14 protein-coding genes are annotated in these 15,736 nt (G+C 61.9%); 6 read left to right on the top strand and 8 right to left on the bottom strand.

Going from position 1 to position 15,736, the window contains the following annotated elements:
* Nucleotides 1-90 precede the first annotated feature (90 nt).
* Nucleotides 91-1,194, top strand: a complete 1,104-nt coding sequence (ychF, locus tag PMI07_RS23840; RefSeq protein WP_007758877.1) for a redox-regulated ATPase YchF — start codon at nt 91-93, stop codon at nt 1,192-1,194.
* A 39-nt stretch (nt 1,195-1,233) separates the two neighbouring features.
* On the opposite strand, the gene PMI07_RS23835 is transcribed toward ychF, so the two are convergent.
* Nucleotides 1,234-2,325 (bottom strand): hypothetical protein, encoded by a 1,092-nt coding sequence (locus PMI07_RS23835; protein ID WP_007758876.1) that lies wholly within the window; start codon nt 2,323-2,325, stop codon nt 1,234-1,236.
* A gap of 173 nt (nt 2,326-2,498) precedes the next feature.
* Here PMI07_RS23835 and PMI07_RS23830 point away from each other — a divergent pair, with 173 nt between their 5' ends.
* A complete protein-coding gene (locus tag PMI07_RS23830; RefSeq protein ID WP_007758875.1) occupies nt 2,499-2,957 on the top strand; it encodes a MaoC family dehydratase in 459 nt (152 codons plus the stop codon).
* On the top strand, nt 2,954-3,421 hold the full coding sequence (locus PMI07_RS23825; protein ID WP_007758874.1) for a MaoC family dehydratase: 468 nt from the start codon (nt 2,954-2,956) through the stop codon (nt 3,419-3,421). Before PMI07_RS23830 ends, PMI07_RS23825 begins: the two co-directional genes overlap by 4 nt.
* 39 nt (nt 3,422-3,460) lie before the next feature.
* Here PMI07_RS23825 and PMI07_RS23820 read toward each other — a convergent pair whose 3' ends face one another.
* From PMI07_RS23820 to petA, 4 genes are all read right to left on the bottom strand, one after another.
* A complete protein-coding gene (locus PMI07_RS23820) occupies nt 3,461-4,000 on the bottom strand; it encodes an adenine phosphoribosyltransferase (RefSeq protein ID WP_007758873.1) in 540 nt (179 codons plus the stop codon).
* Nucleotides 4,001-4,113: 113 nt separating this feature from the next.
* A complete protein-coding gene (locus PMI07_RS23815) occupies nt 4,114-4,989 on the bottom strand; it encodes a cytochrome c1 (protein ID WP_007758872.1) in 876 nt (291 codons plus the stop codon).
* Between the two features lie 27 nt (nt 4,990-5,016).
* Nucleotides 5,017-6,288, bottom strand: coding sequence for a cytochrome b N-terminal domain-containing protein (locus PMI07_RS23810; protein ID WP_024164088.1), 1,272 nt, complete (start codon nt 6,286-6,288; stop codon nt 5,017-5,019).
* A 14-nt stretch (nt 6,289-6,302) separates the two neighbouring features.
* Nucleotides 6,303-6,881, bottom strand: coding sequence for a ubiquinol-cytochrome c reductase iron-sulfur subunit (petA, locus tag PMI07_RS23805; protein WP_024164087.1), 579 nt, complete (start codon nt 6,879-6,881; stop codon nt 6,303-6,305).
* Nucleotides 6,882-7,273: 392 nt separating this feature from the next.
* Here petA and PMI07_RS23800 point away from each other — a divergent pair, with 392 nt between their 5' ends.
* Nucleotides 7,274-8,212 carry an endonuclease/exonuclease/phosphatase family protein gene (locus tag PMI07_RS23800; RefSeq protein WP_007772854.1) on the top strand — a complete coding sequence of 313 codons (939 nt, stop codon included), beginning with the start codon at nt 7,274-7,276 and terminating at the stop codon, nt 8,210-8,212.
* 10 nt (nt 8,213-8,222) lie between these two features.
* On the opposite strand, the gene PMI07_RS23795 is transcribed toward PMI07_RS23800, so the two are convergent.
* The 3 genes from PMI07_RS23795 to PMI07_RS23785 form a co-directional block, all read right to left on the bottom strand.
* The gene (locus tag PMI07_RS23795; RefSeq protein ID WP_051484249.1) at nt 8,223-10,136 is read right to left on the bottom strand and encodes an ABC transporter ATP-binding protein; all 1,914 of its coding nucleotides are present in this window, start codon (nt 10,134-10,136) and stop codon (nt 8,223-8,225) included.
* 154 nt (nt 10,137-10,290) lie between these two features.
* A complete protein-coding gene (locus PMI07_RS23790) occupies nt 10,291-12,213 on the bottom strand; it encodes a methyl-accepting chemotaxis protein (RefSeq protein ID WP_007761818.1) in 1,923 nt (640 codons plus the stop codon).
* Between the two features lie 251 nt (nt 12,214-12,464).
* Complete coding sequence (locus PMI07_RS23785) at nt 12,465-14,321, bottom strand: ABC transporter ATP-binding protein (RefSeq protein WP_007761811.1); 1,857 nt, start codon at nt 14,319-14,321, stop codon at nt 12,465-12,467.
* A 379-nt stretch (nt 14,322-14,700) separates the two neighbouring features.
* Between PMI07_RS23785 and PMI07_RS23775 the strand changes: the two genes are divergently transcribed.
* Together PMI07_RS23775 and soxR are read left to right on the top strand one after the other, a co-directional pair.
* A complete protein-coding gene (locus PMI07_RS23775) occupies nt 14,701-15,180 on the top strand; it encodes a tRNA (cytidine(34)-2'-O)-methyltransferase (protein WP_007761810.1) in 480 nt (159 codons plus the stop codon).
* A 68-nt stretch (nt 15,181-15,248) separates the two neighbouring features.
* The gene (gene soxR / locus PMI07_RS23770) at nt 15,249-15,731 is read left to right on the top strand and encodes a redox-sensitive transcriptional activator SoxR (RefSeq protein ID WP_007761809.1); all 483 of its coding nucleotides are present in this window, start codon (nt 15,249-15,251) and stop codon (nt 15,729-15,731) included.
* Nucleotides 15,732-15,736 lie beyond the last annotated feature (5 nt).

Below are 15,736 nucleotides of genomic sequence, written 5' to 3'. Positions count from 1 at the left end.
GCGCAGATATCCCGACCAAGCCTTGACCGCTCCGGCACTTTCCCCCATAGCCACACCAACGAAATTTCTTCAGATACAGGGTCCGGACCCATGGGTTTCAAATGCGGTATCGTGGGCCTGCCGAATGTCGGCAAGTCCACTCTCTTCAATGCGCTCACCAAGACGGCGGCCGCCCAGGCAGCCAACTATCCCTTTTGCACGATCGAACCGAATACCGGCGAAGTGGCCGTGCCCGATCCGCGCATGCAGAAGCTGGCGGCGATCGCAGGCTCCAAGGAAATCATCCCGACCCGCATCTCCTTCGTGGATATCGCCGGCCTCGTGCGCGGCGCATCCAAGGGTGAAGGCCTCGGCAACAAGTTCCTCGCCAATATCCGCGAAGTCGATGCGGTCGTGCATGTGCTGCGCTGCTTCGAGGACGACGACATCACCCATGTCGAGGGCCGCATCAATCCGGTCAGCGATGCCGACACGATCGAGACCGAGCTGATGCTCGCCGACCTCGAAAGCCTGGAGCGCCGCGTCGAACAGACCCGCAAGCGCGCCGCCAGCAAGGACAAGGATTCCATGGCGCAGCTGCCGGTCATGGATGCGGTGATCAAGCTGCTGAACGACGGCAAGCCGGCGCGTCTGCTCCTGAAGTCGCTGGCGCCCGAAGAGATCGAGATCCTCAAGGGCCTCAACCTTCTGACCTCGCATCCGGTCCTCTACGTCTGCAACGTCGCGGAAGCCGATGCCTCGACCGGCAACCAGCACACTGAGGCCGTCGCCGTCATGGCGAAGGAACAGGGTGCTGAATGCGTGATCATCTCGGCCGCGATCGAATCCGAAGTGGCCCAGCTTCCGGAAGAGGAAGCCAAGGAATTCCTGTCGGCCCTCGGGCTCGAGGAAGCCGGCCTCGACCGGCTGATCCGCGCCGGCTACCACCTGCTCGACCTGATCACCTATTTCACCGTCGGCCCCAAGGAAACCCGCGCCTGGACAATCGTGCGCGGCACCAAGGCACCAGCAGCAGCCGGCGTCATCCATACCGATTTCGAACGCGGCTTCATCCGCGCTTTCACCATTGCCTATGACGACTACATCAACTTCAAGGGTGAAGTCGGCGCCAAGGAAGCCGGCAAGGGCCGCGACGAAGGCAAGGAATACGTCGTCCAGGACGGCGACGTCATTCACTTCCGCTTCAACACCTGATCGCCGCCGGCCTGATTGTCGAACCTTCTGCTGCCGCCCTCATCTGAGTGGCGGCAGTTTTGCTTTCAAGTCCTCCGGCAGGAGGCCGACGACCAGCCGCCGCAATTGCGGCCAGCCGACGCCGATCACCAGCACCACTGAACCGACCACCAGCAGCGCCACGAAGACGGCGCTGCCGCCTCCGAGATCGCCCTGGGCGAGAATGCTGACGACTGCGGCGATCAGCGACACGAGCCCCGAAGTCACGAAGGCGCGGCGGTCGATGATGAGGCCGATCGCCATCAGCACGATGACGACCACCAGCACCTGTCCGGCGCTGTCATAGGCGTCGAAGCGATCGAGCGACAGAAGCCCGGTTCCCTTCTGCAGGAAGACGAAGGACAGCATCGCATAGAGCAGCGCCGGTGCCGCGGCGAGATGGATCCAGAACGCGATATCCGATCGCCGCGTGACGCGCAGCGGGTCGGACAGGTCGTAGCCCATCGCCACCGCAAACAGGCCGACCGCCGACAGGAAGAAGATGGCGGACGATATCAGCGGGAAGCTCTCGACGAAATCGTCGGTGCCGACGGCCCGGCCGAGGAGATAGATGACCACCGTCAGAGCCAGGGTAAAGGCCGAAAGCAGCAGGATCGCCAGCGCAATCGGAATGCGATAGCGCCAGTAGAACATCCCCATGACCAGCGGCAGGGGCAGCAGGACCAGGAGCATCGAAACGACGCCTATGGGGTGGATGTCCAGCCCATCGATAACTGCCATGGTCGTGAACAGGGCCCAGACGACCGTGGCGAGGCTCAGCACCACCGCGGGCAGCGCGAGCCGCTGGCGCACCACCAGAATTTCCGCCAGCACGATAACGGCCGGCAGCAGCGCGAGAACCGAGGCCAGCCCCCATATGCCCGCAAGCAGGATGAGCACGCCGATGGTGATCAGCACGTCGTGGAAACCGCGAATGAAACGCGGCACTTCCGTATCGACAATATCGCTCTCGATCGTGCTCTGCGGCTCAGTGAGCGCCACCTCTGCCCGAACGCCGTGCTGCACGAGGTGAGCCTCGAGGCTCGGCACCTGCGTCGCGGCGACCAGCCCCGCGGCGGCGGCCTTGTCCAATATCTGCCTGAGCGTGGCCATGAATCCGTCCCGATTGAGCTTCGATCGCCCCGGCACATGAGCACGATTTGTTTGAAAACACAGTAGTGTTTCGCCGTTTTGCCGGTGTTTAAAATCGTGGCGAAAAGAGATTGTGACACCGCCCGTCATTTTCTAATGTGGCGCCGCTTTCAGAACGACCAAAGGCCGTGCCAATGCTTTATTTCGAAGACTTCCCCCAGGGCCGATCCTTGCCCCTCGCCCCCAAGCTGGTGACGGCCGACGAGATGGTCGAATTCGCCGCCGAATTCGATCCGCAGCCCATGCATCTCGACGAAGCTGCCGGCAAGGCGAGCATCCTTGGCGGACTGTCGGCGTCGGGCTGGCATACGGCAAGCATGTTCATGCGCATGATGTTCGACGGCTGGCTGTCCAGCTCGTCCTCCGAAGGATCGCCCGGCATCGAGTTCATGGAATGGAAGAAGCCGGTTCTCGCCGGCGATACGCTGTCCGGCCGCTCGACCGTGCTCGAATCCCGTCCCCTTCGCTCCCGCCCCGGCATCGGCATCGTCAAGTTCCTGCACGAGGTAGAGAACCAACGCGGCGAGATCGTCATGCGCGGCGAGAACCCGATCATGATGCGGCTGCGAGACGCCCGGGAAGATGCTGCATGAGGCTGATCGAGCTTTCCCCGCCCGGCAAGAAGATTATCACCGGAACGCTTCTGTTCACCGCCGAGGACATCGTCCTCTACGCGAAGAAATTCGACCCGCAGCCCTTCCATGTGGATGCCGAAGCGGCAAAGAACTATGTCTTCGGCGCTCTCTGCGCCTCCGGTTGGCACACCTGCGCCGGCTGGATGAAGACCTATGTCGCCTACTGGAAAGCCGAGGTGGCGCGCCTCGAAAGCGAGGGCATCACCGCCCCGAAGCTCGGGCCGTCGGCCGGTTTCAAGAGGCTGCAATGGCTGAAACCGGTCTATGCCGGCGACAGCATCACCTATTCCGTTGCGCTGACCGAAAGCCGGCCGCTCACCTCCCGCCCCGGCACCTGGATCAACATGACCGTCTGCGACGGCGTCAACCAGCACGGTGACGTGGTGATGCGCTACGTAGGCACGGTGCTGGAATTCGCGTGAGGGGTTCCCCTCACCCGAAACGCCTCTGCAGCCGATGCGTCAGTGACCTGAGAACTCCACCAGCGTCCTGACTTCCACACCGAGCTCTTCGAGCTTCCTGCGGCCGCCGAGATCCGGCAGGTCGATGACGAAGCAGGCCGAGACGATCTCGGCGCCGAGCTGCCTGAGCAGCTTCACCGCACCTTCCGCCGTGCCGCCTGTCGCGATCAGGTCGTCGGTCAGGATCACCTTCTCACCGGCCTTCACCGCATCCACATGGATCTCCATCTCGTCGGTGCCGTATTCCAGGCTATAGGCCATCCGCACGGTCTGGTGCGGCAGCTTGCCCTTCTTGCGGATCGGCACGAACCCGGCCTTCAGCTGATGCGCCAGCGCGCCGCCGAGGATGAACCCCCGCGCCTCGATGCCAGCGATCTTGTCAATGCCGAGTCCCGCATAGGGCTCGACCAGCTCATCCACCGCCCGGCCGAAGGCAACGGCATCGCCGAGCAGCGTGGTGATGTCGCGAAAGATGATGCCGGGCTTCGGATAATCCGGGATGGAGCGGATGGCGGCGGAGAGATCGGTTTTGAAAGACATGTGAACCCAAACGATTGGCGGCAGGAACAGGGAACGAGCCTATCAACTGAAGCCCGTCCTCCCAACAAAAAAGGCGGCCGGGGCCGCCTTTTTCACATCACGAGGTCAGGACCTCAGTGTTCCTTGCTGGCATAGACCGACTTCTTGGTCAGGTAGATCAGGCCGGTGAAAATCACCAGGAAGATCAGCACCATGAAGCCGGTGCGCTTGCGTTCTTCGAGATGCGGCTCGGCAGCCCACATCAGGAAGGCCGAGACGTCCTTGGCATACTGGTCGACCGTCTGCGGCGCGCCGTCGTCATAGGTCACCTGGTCGCCACTGAGCGGCGGAGCCATGGCGAGTGCGGCAGCACTGGCGAAATACGGATTGTAATGGGTGCCCGGAGCAACCTCGACGCCAGCCGGCGGTTCCTGGTAACCGGTCAGCAGCGAATGGATATAGTCCGGTCCGCCTTCCTGGTACTGGGTGAACATGTCGAAGATGAACTGCGGGAAGCCGCGGGTCACGCCGCGGGCCTTGGCGAGCAGCGACATGTCCGGCGGCGCTGCGCCGTTGTTGGCGGCAGCGGCAGCCTGGGCATTTGCGAATGGCGACGGGAAGTAGTCGGATGGCACGGCGGCGCGTTCGAACATTTCACCGTCGTCGTTCGGGCCGTCCTGAACCTTGTAGTTGGCGGCGAACGCCTTCACCTGGGCTTCCGAATAACCCAGGTCTTCCAGCGTGCGGAAGGAGACGAGACGCATCGAATGGCAGGCGGAACAGACTTCCGTGTAGACCTTCAGGCCGCGCTGCAGCTGGCCCTTGTCATAGTGGCCGAACGGACCCGCAAAGCTCCAGTCGGTTTCCTTGGGATGGTTGATCGGAAAATGCGGCGTTTCCGAATGTTCGGCAGCGGGTGCCGCAGCGTGATTTTCCTGCGCCACGGCCGAGGCAACGCCCACTCCCGCCAGAAAGGCCAGCGAGACGAGGCTTGTAACAAGCTTTTTCATAATTCTAATCCCTCTCGGTCGCAGGCGTCAGGCGCGGGCTTCGGCGGATTTGCCGTTCTTTTTTTCAAGAACCGCTTCCGTGATGGAATTCGGAATGCGCCTCGGCGTTTCGAACAGGCCGAGCAGCGGCATGATCACCAGGAAGAAGCCGAAGTAGTAGACCGTGCCGAACTGCGACATCAGCGTGAAGACGCCTTCCGCAGGCTGGGAACCGAGCCAGCCGAGCATGATGGCGTTCGCAACGAAGAGCCAGAAGAACAGCTTGTACCACGGGCGATAGACGGCAGAACGAACCTTGGAGGTATCGAGCCAGGGCAGGAAGAACAGGATGATGATCGAGCCGAACATCACGAGCACGCCGCCGAGCTTGGAGTCGATCGGGCCGACATTGAAGGTGATGGCGCGCAGCATCGCGTAGAACGGCAGGTAGTACCATTCCGGAACGATGTGAGCCGGCGTTTTCAGGGCATCGGCCGGAATGTAGTTGTCCGGATGGCCGAGGAAGTTCGGCATGTAGAAGATGAACCAGGCATAGACGATCAGGAAGACGGAGACGCCGAGCGCATCCTTCATCGTCGCATAAGGCGTGAAGGCGACGGTGTCGGTCTTGGTCTTCACTTCCACGCCGGTCGGGTTGGTCTGGCCGGTGACATGCAGCGCCCAGATGTGCAGCACGACGACGCCGGCGATCATGAAGGGCAGCAGGTAGTGCAGCGAGAAGAAGCGGTTCAGCGTCGGCTGGTCGACGGCAAAGCCGCCGAGCAGGAACTGCTGGATCCACTCGCCAACCAGCGGGAAGGCCGAGAAGAAGCCGGTGATGACGGTCGCGCCCCAGAAGGACATCTGACCCCAGGGCAGAACGTAGCCCATGAAGCCGGTCGCCATCATCAGCAGGTAGATCACCACGCCGAGGATCCAGAGGATTTCGCGGGGCGCCTTGTAGGAGCCGTAATAGAGGCCGCGGGCGATATGGAGATAGACGGCGACGAAGAAGAACGATGCGCCGTTGGCATGCATGTAGCGCAGCAGCCAGCCATGGTTGACGTCGCGCATGATCTTTTCGACCGAGTCGAAGGCGGCACCGGTCGATGCGACATAGTGCATGGCCAGAACGACGCCGGTGAGGATCTGGACGATCAGCATCACCGACAGCATGGCGCCGAAGGTGTAGGCATAGTTCAGATTGCGGGGAACGGGGTAGGAAATGAAGCTGTCATGGATCATGCGCGGCAGCGGAAGCCGCGAATCGATCCACTTCTCGATGCCGGTCGACGGCTGGTATGTGGAATGACCGCTCATAAGTATGTATCCCCTCACCCGATCTGGATAACTGTATCGGACTTAAAACTGAAAGTCGGAATGGCGAGGTTCTCCGGGGCCGGGCCTTTACGGATACGGCCAGCCGTATCGTAGACCGACCCGTGGCACGGACAGAACCATCCATTGTATTCGCCGGACTGGCCGAGCGGCACGCAACCGAGATGGGTGCAGGAGCCGATCATCACGATCCAGTTTTCCTTGCCGGCGCCGCCCGAGCGGTCGATGCCGGTTGCCTGCGCATCGGGTGCCAGGTTGGCATTGCGGGCGACCGGATCCTTGAGCTCGGCCATCGGCACGTCGGCGGCAGCCTTGATTTCTTCCGGGGTGCGGTTGCGGATGAACACCGGCTTGCCGCGCCACTTGACCGTCAGCGACATGCCCGGCTGGAGAGCCGCGACATTGACTTCGATCGAGGCGAGCGCCAGCGTCGAGGCGTCCGGACGCATCTGGTCGATGAAGGGCCATGCCACGGAAACAGCGCCGACGGCGCCGGCCATACCGGTCGTCAGGTAAAGGAAATCACGGCGAGTGGGCTCGCCCAGTGTTTCGCTATGTGTGTCGTGCTCGCTCACGGCTCAATCATCCTTCTCACGCAATTCGCGGAAACCGCCCTGCCCCCGTCCGGGCGAATCTCGGTTGAACACAATTCGACCATAGATTCCCCAGCAATCCGGCGCGTTCTATGCTTGATCGCAAAATATGTCCAGCCTTGGCAAGGGGCTGCGACCAGTTTGTCGCGGGAAAACCCGAAGGGTTCCGGGCCACCGTGTCGGGCAGAGCACAGGCCCAAGAAACATGGCATGGAAAGGCGTGATCAGCCCGAAAAAACCTGGCCTTTTGCGAGGAAAATGACGGGGATGGCGGGCTTGCCGTTAACTGCCTTGCCGGGTGCCGCATTGCAACAAATCGGGCCTCATGTTAGGCCAAGCGCACGACAGAAGGCGGCCGTCCCGGACATACCCGAATGAGACAAACACTATCGGTTGCCATCTGCGTCATCGTGTCGCTTGTGCTGATGGCGATCGGGACGCGTTACATACACCCGCACTGGACTTTGGGAACGCTCTACAGCCTGCAGCTGCATGCAGCAGTGGCTTGCGTTTTGGCCCTGATCGTCGCGCTGCTCGTCAAGCGGCACTTCGCCGTCTGGCTGCTGTTCGCCGTCTCGGTTCTGTTTGCCGGGCATGCGGTGCTGATGGGCCGCGAATTCGCAGCACCTCTGGCGGCAGCGGAGGCCAATGCACCGACCTTCAAGCTACTGTCCTTCAACATCCTCAACGACAATTTCACCAATGCGGAAGGTATCGTCCGGACGATCCAGACCTCCGGCGCCGACCTCGTCAACATCATGGAAGCGGCACCGCTCCGCGTCTACATGGACGAGCTCGCAAAAACCTATCCCTACCGGGTCGGCTGCGGCGTGCTGATCGAGGATTGCGACCAGCTCATGCTCTCCAGGGTGCCGATCGAGGCGCCCATCGTGCAGTCGCTCAGCGACATCTTCCCCGATCGCTTCATCCTGGCGAAGGTAACCGTCGCCGGCCGGCCGATCAATTTCGTCGGCATGCATACGACCAAGCCCTATTTCGACAATTTCCATTCGATGGAACTGAACCGCGCCGCGCTGGCGATCGGCGAAACGACCGGCCCCCTGCTCCTGTCCGGTGATTTCAACGCCTCGAGCCTGGCGCCGAACATGCGACGGTTCCTCAGCAATACCGATCTGGCGACCGCCGGGTTCGAACCCGCCACGTGGCCGATCCGGGCAGGCGTGTTCGGCCTGCCGATCGACCATGTCTATGCGCGGGCGCCGCTGAAGATAAAGTCGCTGACCCGCATTCCCGATGCGCTCGGCTCGAACCACTACGGCCTGATCGCCGAGATCGCCATCACCGGGCAATGAGCGGGAAATATTATTGGGCGGCGTCCGCGGCGAGGAAGCCGCCGGACTGCCTTGCCCAGAGCTCCGAATAGAGCCCTCCCCGCACGATCAGCTCGCTATGGGTGCCGTCCTCGATGATCCGGCCCTTGTCCATGACAATGAGGCGGTCCAGCGCCGCGATGGTCGACAGCCGGTGCGCGATGGCGAGCACGGTCTTGCCCTGCATCAGCCGCTCCAGGTTTGACTGGATCGCCGCCTCCACCTCGGAGTCGAGCGCCGAGGTGGCCTCGTCGAGCACCAGGATCGGCGCATCCTTGATCATCACCCGGGCGATCGCCACACGCTGGCGCTGGCCGCCGGACAACTTGACGCCGCGCTCGCCGACATGCGCGTCAAAACCCTTGCGGCCACGCTGGTCCTCGAGGGCGGCAATGAAGGTATCGGCCTCCGCCTTGCGCGCCGCCTCGACGAGCTGCGCCTGGGTCGCGTCGGGCCGGCCGAAGAGAATATTGTCGCGGATCGACCGGTGCAGCAGCGACGTATCCTGCGTCACCATGCCGATCTGGGCGCGCAGCGATTCCTGGGTCGCTTTGGAAATGTCCTGCCCGTCGATCAGGATGCGACCGCCTTCGAGATCGTAGAAACGCAGGAGCAGGTTGACGAGCGTCGACTTGCCCGCGCCCGAGCGCCCGACGATGCCGAGCTTTTCGCCCGGCCGGATGGTGAGCGACAGGTTGTCGATGACGCCTTTTGCCTTGCCGTAGTGGAAGCTGACATTCTCGAAACGGATTTCCGGGCGTTTTACCACCAGCTGCGTTGCGCCTGGCGCATCGACCAGCCCGATCGGCTGCGAGATCAGCTCGGCCGAGTTCTGGATCGTGCCGATATTGCGCATGATGCCGTTGAGCTGCGTCATCAGCCGACCGAGCAGAAAGTTCAGCCGCAGCATCAGCGCCATGGTGAAGGCGACTGCGCCGGACGAGATCAGGCCAGAAAGCCACAGATGCACGCTCATCGCCGCCATGGTGACGATCATCGTGCCGGAGAGAAAGGCCATCGAGGCGCGCACGCTGGTGAGCAGCCGTGTGAACGCGATTATCGTGTCCTGAAAACTCTCGAAGCCCGACAGCATGTATCGGTCGTTCGCCTCGTCGCGGCCGAACAGCCTGAGCGTCTGGATATTCGAATAGGCGTCCACCATGCGGCCGCTGATCATCGATCCCGCTTCGGCTGTCTGCTTCGAATGCTCGCGGATGCGGGGCACGTAATGGCGGGCCAGTAAGGCGAAGATGGCCAGCCAGGCGACGACCACCACAGCAAGCCGCCAGTCGAGGCCCGCGACCAGCGCGATGGTCGAGACGGAATAGATGCCGACGAACCAGACGCTTTCCATGAAGGAGGTCAGGACGTCACCGGTCGCCTGGCCGGCCGACCAGACCTTGGTGACGATGCGACCGGAAAAGTCGTTCTGGAAGAAGGAGAGCGACTGGCGCGAGACGTGGATGTAGGACTGCCAGCGCACCAGGTTGTAGAAACCGGGGGTGATGATCTGCTGGTCGACGAGAGCGGTCATCAGTCCGATCAGGAAGCGGCCGATGCCGACCACCAGCGCCATGACCACCAGTTCGGTGCCGTGATTGGCGAGCAGCCCCGACCAGCCGTCGGCGGGCTTCGTCGTGTCGAGGATATCGACCAGCCGGCCGACATACCAGAACATCGCCGCCTCGACACCGGCCGCAAGCCCACCGAGCACCAGCATCACGAAGAAGGGCAGCTTTGCCTGACGGACATAGAACCAGATGAAGCCGACAAGACCCGCGGGCGGCTTCAGGTCGTCCCGCCTCGCAAATGGCTTGATAAAGCTTTCGAAGATGCGGAAGACCGATTTCAACATGGACCGGATATAGGCGGATTCTGATCGGCAGCAAAGCGAAAGCCGGCTCATGGCGGCTTACATTTTCTTAATGATCGGCGCCAAGACGATCTGCCATGGCTTCTTCGGCATCCCGCCGAGCGGGGACATGCCTTTCAGAGATCAACCGACGCCGGCTGGGGGAAGCCGGCGCCGGTTCTTCGAGGTAACGCGGGGTGACGCGACCTCAAAACTCCGACCAGTTGGCCGCAGCCTGGCCACCGCCATAAGCTTGTGCGAGCTTCTGGCCGATCGCCCGGGCAGGCGATCGAACCGGCACCGCGCCTTGCGATGCCGCCCGGACCTGCGTGCCATAACCTTCGCCAAGCTTGAACTGGTTGAGAAGCTGGATCAGCGCAGCGACCTCCCTGGCGAGACTGTGGGTCGCAGCCGTCGTCTCCTCCACCATGGCGGCGTTCTTCTGCGTGCCCTGGTCCATCTGGTTGACTGCAACGTTGATCTCCTGAAGTCCGGTCGACTGTTCCCGCGAGGTCGTGACGATCGCCGAAACGTTGCCGTCGATATTCTTGACCTGCGAGACGATCGCTTCGAGCGTCCGTCCTGTTTCGCCAACGAGATCTACGCCCTGGCGAACCTGCTCGCCGGACTTGGTGATCAGCGCCTTGATCTCCTTGGCAGCCTGGGCCGAACGCTGGGCAAGCTCGCGCACTTCTTGAGCGACGACCGCAAACCCCTTGCCCGCCTCGCCGGCACGCGCCGCCTCGACGCCGGCATTCAACGCCAGAAGGTTGGTCTGGAAGGCGATGTCGTCGATAACGCCGATGATGTTGGAAATCTCGCCAGAGGATTTTTCGATCTCGTGCATGGCGGTTACGGCATCGCGGACGATCACGCCGGAGCGCTCCGCACCCGCCTTCGTGTGGGCGACGAGCCGACCGGCTTCATCGGCGCGCGACGCCGCATCCTTGACCGCCGTCGTCACTTCTTCGAGCGCCGCAGCCGTTTCCTCCACGGAAGAGGCCTGCTGCTCGGTGCGCCGCGAAAGATCGTCGGCAGCCGAGCGGATTTCACTGACGCCGGCATCGATGGCGCGGGCATTCTCGCCGACTGCGACCAGCGTTGCCTGCAGCCTCTCCATCGAGGTGTTGAAATTAGTCCGCAGCTGATCGAGTTCACCGGCAAAGGGTGTCGCGATACGGTGAGAGACGTCGCCGTCGGCAAGACTTGAAAGACCGGATGCGATACCGTCGACGGCGACCTTGATCTGCGTTGCCTCGGCAGCTTTCTGCTGCTCGCGCATCAGCCGTTCCTTTTCGGAAAGGCTGCGGTTTTCCTCGGCACTGCGCTCTAGCCGGATACGGTCGAGCGCGTTGTCGCGGAAGACGGCGGTGGCAGCGGCCATCGAACCGATTTCATCACGGCGTTCGGTAAAAGGAATGACGCTGGCATTGTCGCCGGCGGCAAGCGCGCCCATGGCCTGGGTAATCGTTGCGATCGGTTTGGCCACGCGGAAATAGCTGATCAGCGCGGCTCCCACCGCCACGAGACCGGCAAGCCCCAGCGCTGCGATCGTCATCCACCATCCCTGCAAATAAACGTCGTCGCTTGCCGTCACGGTATTCTGGCTGATCTCATGGTTGTTCACCGTCATCGCGTCGAGCGCGGCCGTGACGGCGCGGCCGGCGTCGCGCATCGGTCCGCGGTAGGTATCCTCGGCCGCTTCGGGCACTCTTTTGTCAACCTGACCCACGAAGACCTTGGCCGCCTTGTCGTAATCCGCAAGCGCCGTTTTCAGGGCAGCAAACTGCTCCCGCGTCTGCGGCTGCTGGGTGGTTTCAGCGAAGGTCTTCAACAGTTCATCGCGTTCGGCAATGCGCTTGGCGAGGGCATCGTAGCTCGCCTTGAGCTCGTCCTGATCGTCGGCGAGGAGCAGATCGGCATGGTTGCGGCGAAGGAGGCTGACGACATGATCCATCTTGCTGATCATCATGATGCGCGGCATCCGTTCACGTCCGAGCAGATCGACCTGGTTCTTCAGCGTATCGAGAGAAATGAGTGCGGCGACGCCCTGTGCGACGGCGATGAATGTCACGCCGGCAAACAATGCCGGCAGCAGAACCTTGATCTTCAGATTGGATGCAAAACCCATGACCCTACCTCGAATGCTGGACACCCGTGCTGCCCGATCGGCATCGGCGTCCCTTGCGTTTCAAAAGACCGGCGGAGCCCAATATCCGCGGACGAGATCAGGTTGTTTGTTTAGCGCTAATGAATATTTAACACGCAATGCGAGAATTGATTGCTGATTTAGCAACCATCAATTCCCGCAACGCAACTTTAGAGAATATTTTATCGGACAAAAACTCATAGGTTTAGCATGCCGTATGATGGCGGCGGAGCTTACTCCGCCGCCTCTTCTTCGATCACGTCGTCGTGACCGATGAAGCCACCCGACTGGCGGTTCCAGAGGTCGGCATAGATGCCGCCGGTCGCAACCAGCTCGCGATGGGTGCCGGCCTCGATGATCCGGCCGCGATCGAGCACGATCAGCCGGTCCATTTCGGTGAGCGTCGATAGCCGGTGGGCGATCGCGATCACCGTCTTGCCCTGCATCAGCGAGAACAGGTTCTCCTGGATCGCCGCCTCGACTTCCGAGTCGAGCGCCGAGGTCGCCTCGTCGAGCACCAGGATCGGCGCGTCCTTCAGGAAGACGCGGGCAATCGCGATGCGCTGCCGCTGGCCGCCCGACAGCTTCACGCCGCGTTCGCCCACATGCGCATCGAGACCCTTGCGTCCCTGCATGTCGGCAAGCCCGTCGATGAAATCCCAGGCATTCGCCCGCTTCGCCGCCTCGATGATATCCGCGTCGGTCGCATCCGGCTTGCCGTAGGCGATGTTGTCGCGGATCGACCGGTGCAGCAGCGACGTATCCTGGGTGACGACGCCGATCAGCGAACGCAGGCTGTCCTGCGTGACGCCGGCGATGTCCTGGCCGTCGATGGTGATGCGGCCGCCTTCCAGATCGTAGAAGCGCAGCAGCAGGTTCATCAGCGTCGTCTTGCCGGCGCCGGAGCGGCCGACCAGTCCGACCTTCTGACCGGCCGGGATATCGAGCGTCAGGCCATCGATGACGCCCTTGCCCTTGCCATAGTGGAAGTGGACGTTGTCGTAAAGGATATGGCCCTTTTTCGCGGTCAGCGTCGAAGCGCTCTTCTGGTCCACTACGTCATGCGCCTTGGTCATCATCGACATGCCGTCATAGACGGTGCCGATGTTTTCGAAGAGCGCCGAGACTTCCCACATCACCCATTGCGACATGCCGTTGATGCGCATAGCAAGGCCGATGGCAATCGCGATCGCCCCGATCGAGATGACGCCATCCAGCCAGAACCAGATCGACAGCGCGCCGACCGTAAACAGCGCCACGCAGTTGTAGAAGTAGACCAGCGCCTGGAAACCCGTCACCTTGCGCATCTGCGCGTGCACGGTCTTCAGGAAGATATCCATGGCGTCGCGCGCATAGGTTTCTTCCCGTCCCGCATGCGAAAACAGCTTCACGGTTGCGATGTTCGTATAGCTGTCCACCACGCGGCCGGTCATCATCGAGCGGGCATCCGCCTGTTCAGCAGAGATCTTGCGCAAGCGTGGCACGTAATAGGCGACCGTCAGCGAATAGAAGATGATCCACAACACGAGCGGCACCGCAAGGCGCAGGTCGGCGGCCGCGACGATCGCGATCATCGAGATGAAATAGGTGAAGACGTAGACGAACACGTCGAGCACCTTCATCACCGTTTCGCGGATCGCGAGCGAGGTCTGCATCACCTTGGTGGAGACGCGGCCGGCGAACTCGTTGGCGAAGAACGTCATCGAGTGGCGCAGCAGGAAGCGGTGCATCTGCCAGCGTGCGATCATCGGGAAATTGCCCATCAGGATCTGATGCATGATGAGCGAGTTCAGCGTCGCGACCGCCGGCAGGCCAACCAGCACCACGAAGGCCATGAAGAACAGTTTCGGCCCTTCCCTTTCCAGGAAAGTCGTCCGATCGGCATTCGACAGCCAGTCGACGATATCGCCGAGGAACTGGAACAGCGCCACTTCGCCGATCGCGATCAGCATCGTGCAGGTCGACATGATGACGACCCAGGGCCAGACCGGCTTGGTATAGTGCCACAGGAAGGCCGCAAGGCCGGCGGGCGGTAGTGCGGGCGCCTCGTCAGGATAAGGATCAACGCGCCGTTCGAACCACGAGAACATGAAAAAGCTCCGTAAATCGGATTGCCGTGCCGGCTCGGCACGCAAGGCGGCCAGAATCGGGCGGCGAAAACCTAGGATACCGAGGCCGGATGTCGGCCACGTAACGAGTCAGGAAGGGAAGAGTTTGCGAGAAACCGCGAACGCCTAGGCCAGAAAGCGAATAATCTGGCGGCGGAGGCGCGAAAGCACGGTCATATCCATGTAGGCCTCCATAAGTGGCGTTGAGTGACACAAGTCTTCTACCCTCTCGGGCACAGATTGAAAAGAGCAAATCGCCGCGTCCGACCACCCAGGGCTTTTCTGTTGCCCGATCGTCACAGCCATGCCGTGCATCGAAAGAGCTTGAGATCGAGCGCCGGTTTCCCGTAAGGACGGGCCTATGACCAACATTTCCTCTGGCCTGCACATCGCCCTTTACCAGCCGGATATCGCAGGCAATACCGGCACGATCCTGAGGCTCGCCGCCTGCCTTGGCCTTTCGGTCGATATTATCGAGCCGGCGGGCTTCGACATTTCCGACCGGAACCTGAAACGCTCGGGCATGGACTATCTGGAGAGCGTCACGCTTGCCCGCCACGTCAACTGGCAGCGTTTCGATGACTGGCGCAAGGCAAACGGCAGGCGCGTCGTGCTTGCCTCCACCAAGGCCGCCCTGCCCTACACGAGCTTCGCGTTCCGGCCGGACGATATCCTGCTCTTCGGCCGCGAAAGCGCCGGCGTGCCGGACCAGGTGCATGAGGCCGCCGACGCCCGCATCCTGATCCCGATGGTCCAAGGCCAGCGCTCCATCAACGTCGCCATGTCGGCGGCGATGATATCAGGCGAGGCGCTGCGGCAGACGGGTTTTTTTCTTCATTGACCTAGGCTCCGGTTTTCTTTCAGCAAGCCTCTACTATAAAACCTCAAGCAATATTGAGGTCAACAGCATTGACGAAGAAAAATCCAGGTGCCAGGCTGGAGCTGGAACTGACGGTCGGCGAAGTGGCGACACGCAGCGGCGTGGCGGTCTCGACCCTGCATTTCTACGAGACCAAAGGGCTGATCCAGAGCCGCCGCAACCGCGGCAACCAGCGCCGTTATCCCCGCGTCGTGCTGCGTCGGGTCGCGGTCATCAAGGTTGCCCAGAAGACCGGCATACCACTCGCCGATATCGCCGAGGCGCTTTCCGTCCTGCCGCACGACCGGCCGCTGACGGCAAAGGACTGGCAGCGCCTTTCGGAAACCTGGAAACGCCAGCTCGACGCACGCATCGCCAGCCTCACGGCGCTGCGCGACCACCTGACCGGCTGCATCGGCTGTGGCTGCCTGTCAATGCAGGACTGCCCGCTCAGGAACCCGCTCGACATGCTCGGCGAAAAGGGTGCGGGGCCGATCTTGCTGGAGGCGGACGAAGAGGTGAATGTCAGTTGATTGCG

Origin of the sequence: Rhizobium sp. CF080, assembly GCF_000282095.2 — a bacterium.
GTDB lineage: Bacteria > Pseudomonadota > Alphaproteobacteria > Rhizobiales > Rhizobiaceae > Neorhizobium.
This window is presented reverse-complemented; position numbering and strand designations above follow the sequence as displayed.

Excerpts from the sequence above, each read along its gene's own strand:
- ychF (WP_007758877.1), top strand. The coding sequence starts at position 91 with ATGGGTTTCAAATGCGGTATCGTGGGCCTGCCGAATGTCGGCAAGTCC.
- PMI07_RS23835 (WP_007758876.1), bottom strand. The coding sequence starts at position 2,325 with ATGGCCACGCTCAGGCAGATATTGGACAAGGCCGCCGCCGCGGGGCTG.
- PMI07_RS23830 (WP_007758875.1), top strand. The coding sequence starts at position 2,499 with ATGCTTTATTTCGAAGACTTCCCCCAGGGCCGATCCTTGCCCCTCGCC.
- PMI07_RS23825 (WP_007758874.1), top strand. The coding sequence starts at position 2,954 with ATGAGGCTGATCGAGCTTTCCCCGCCCGGCAAGAAGATTATCACCGGA.
- PMI07_RS23820 (WP_007758873.1), bottom strand. The coding sequence starts at position 4,000 with ATGTCTTTCAAAACCGATCTCTCCGCCGCCATCCGCTCCATCCCGGAT.
- PMI07_RS23815 (WP_007758872.1), bottom strand. The coding sequence starts at position 4,989 with ATGAAAAAGCTTGTTACAAGCCTCGTCTCGCTGGCCTTTCTGGCGGGA.
- PMI07_RS23810 (WP_024164088.1), bottom strand. The coding sequence starts at position 6,288 with ATGAGCGGTCATTCCACATACCAGCCGTCGACCGGCATCGAGAAGTGG.
- PMI07_RS23800 (WP_007772854.1), top strand. The coding sequence starts at position 7,274 with ATGAGACAAACACTATCGGTTGCCATCTGCGTCATCGTGTCGCTTGTG.
- PMI07_RS23795 (WP_051484249.1), bottom strand. The coding sequence starts at position 10,136 with ATGAGCCGGCTTTCGCTTTGCTGCCGATCAGAATCCGCCTATATCCGG.
- PMI07_RS23790 (WP_007761818.1), bottom strand. The coding sequence starts at position 12,213 with ATGGGTTTTGCATCCAATCTGAAGATCAAGGTTCTGCTGCCGGCATTG.
- PMI07_RS23785 (WP_007761811.1), bottom strand. The coding sequence starts at position 14,321 with ATGTTCTCGTGGTTCGAACGGCGCGTTGATCCTTATCCTGACGAGGCG.
- PMI07_RS23775 (WP_007761810.1), top strand. The coding sequence starts at position 14,701 with ATGACCAACATTTCCTCTGGCCTGCACATCGCCCTTTACCAGCCGGAT.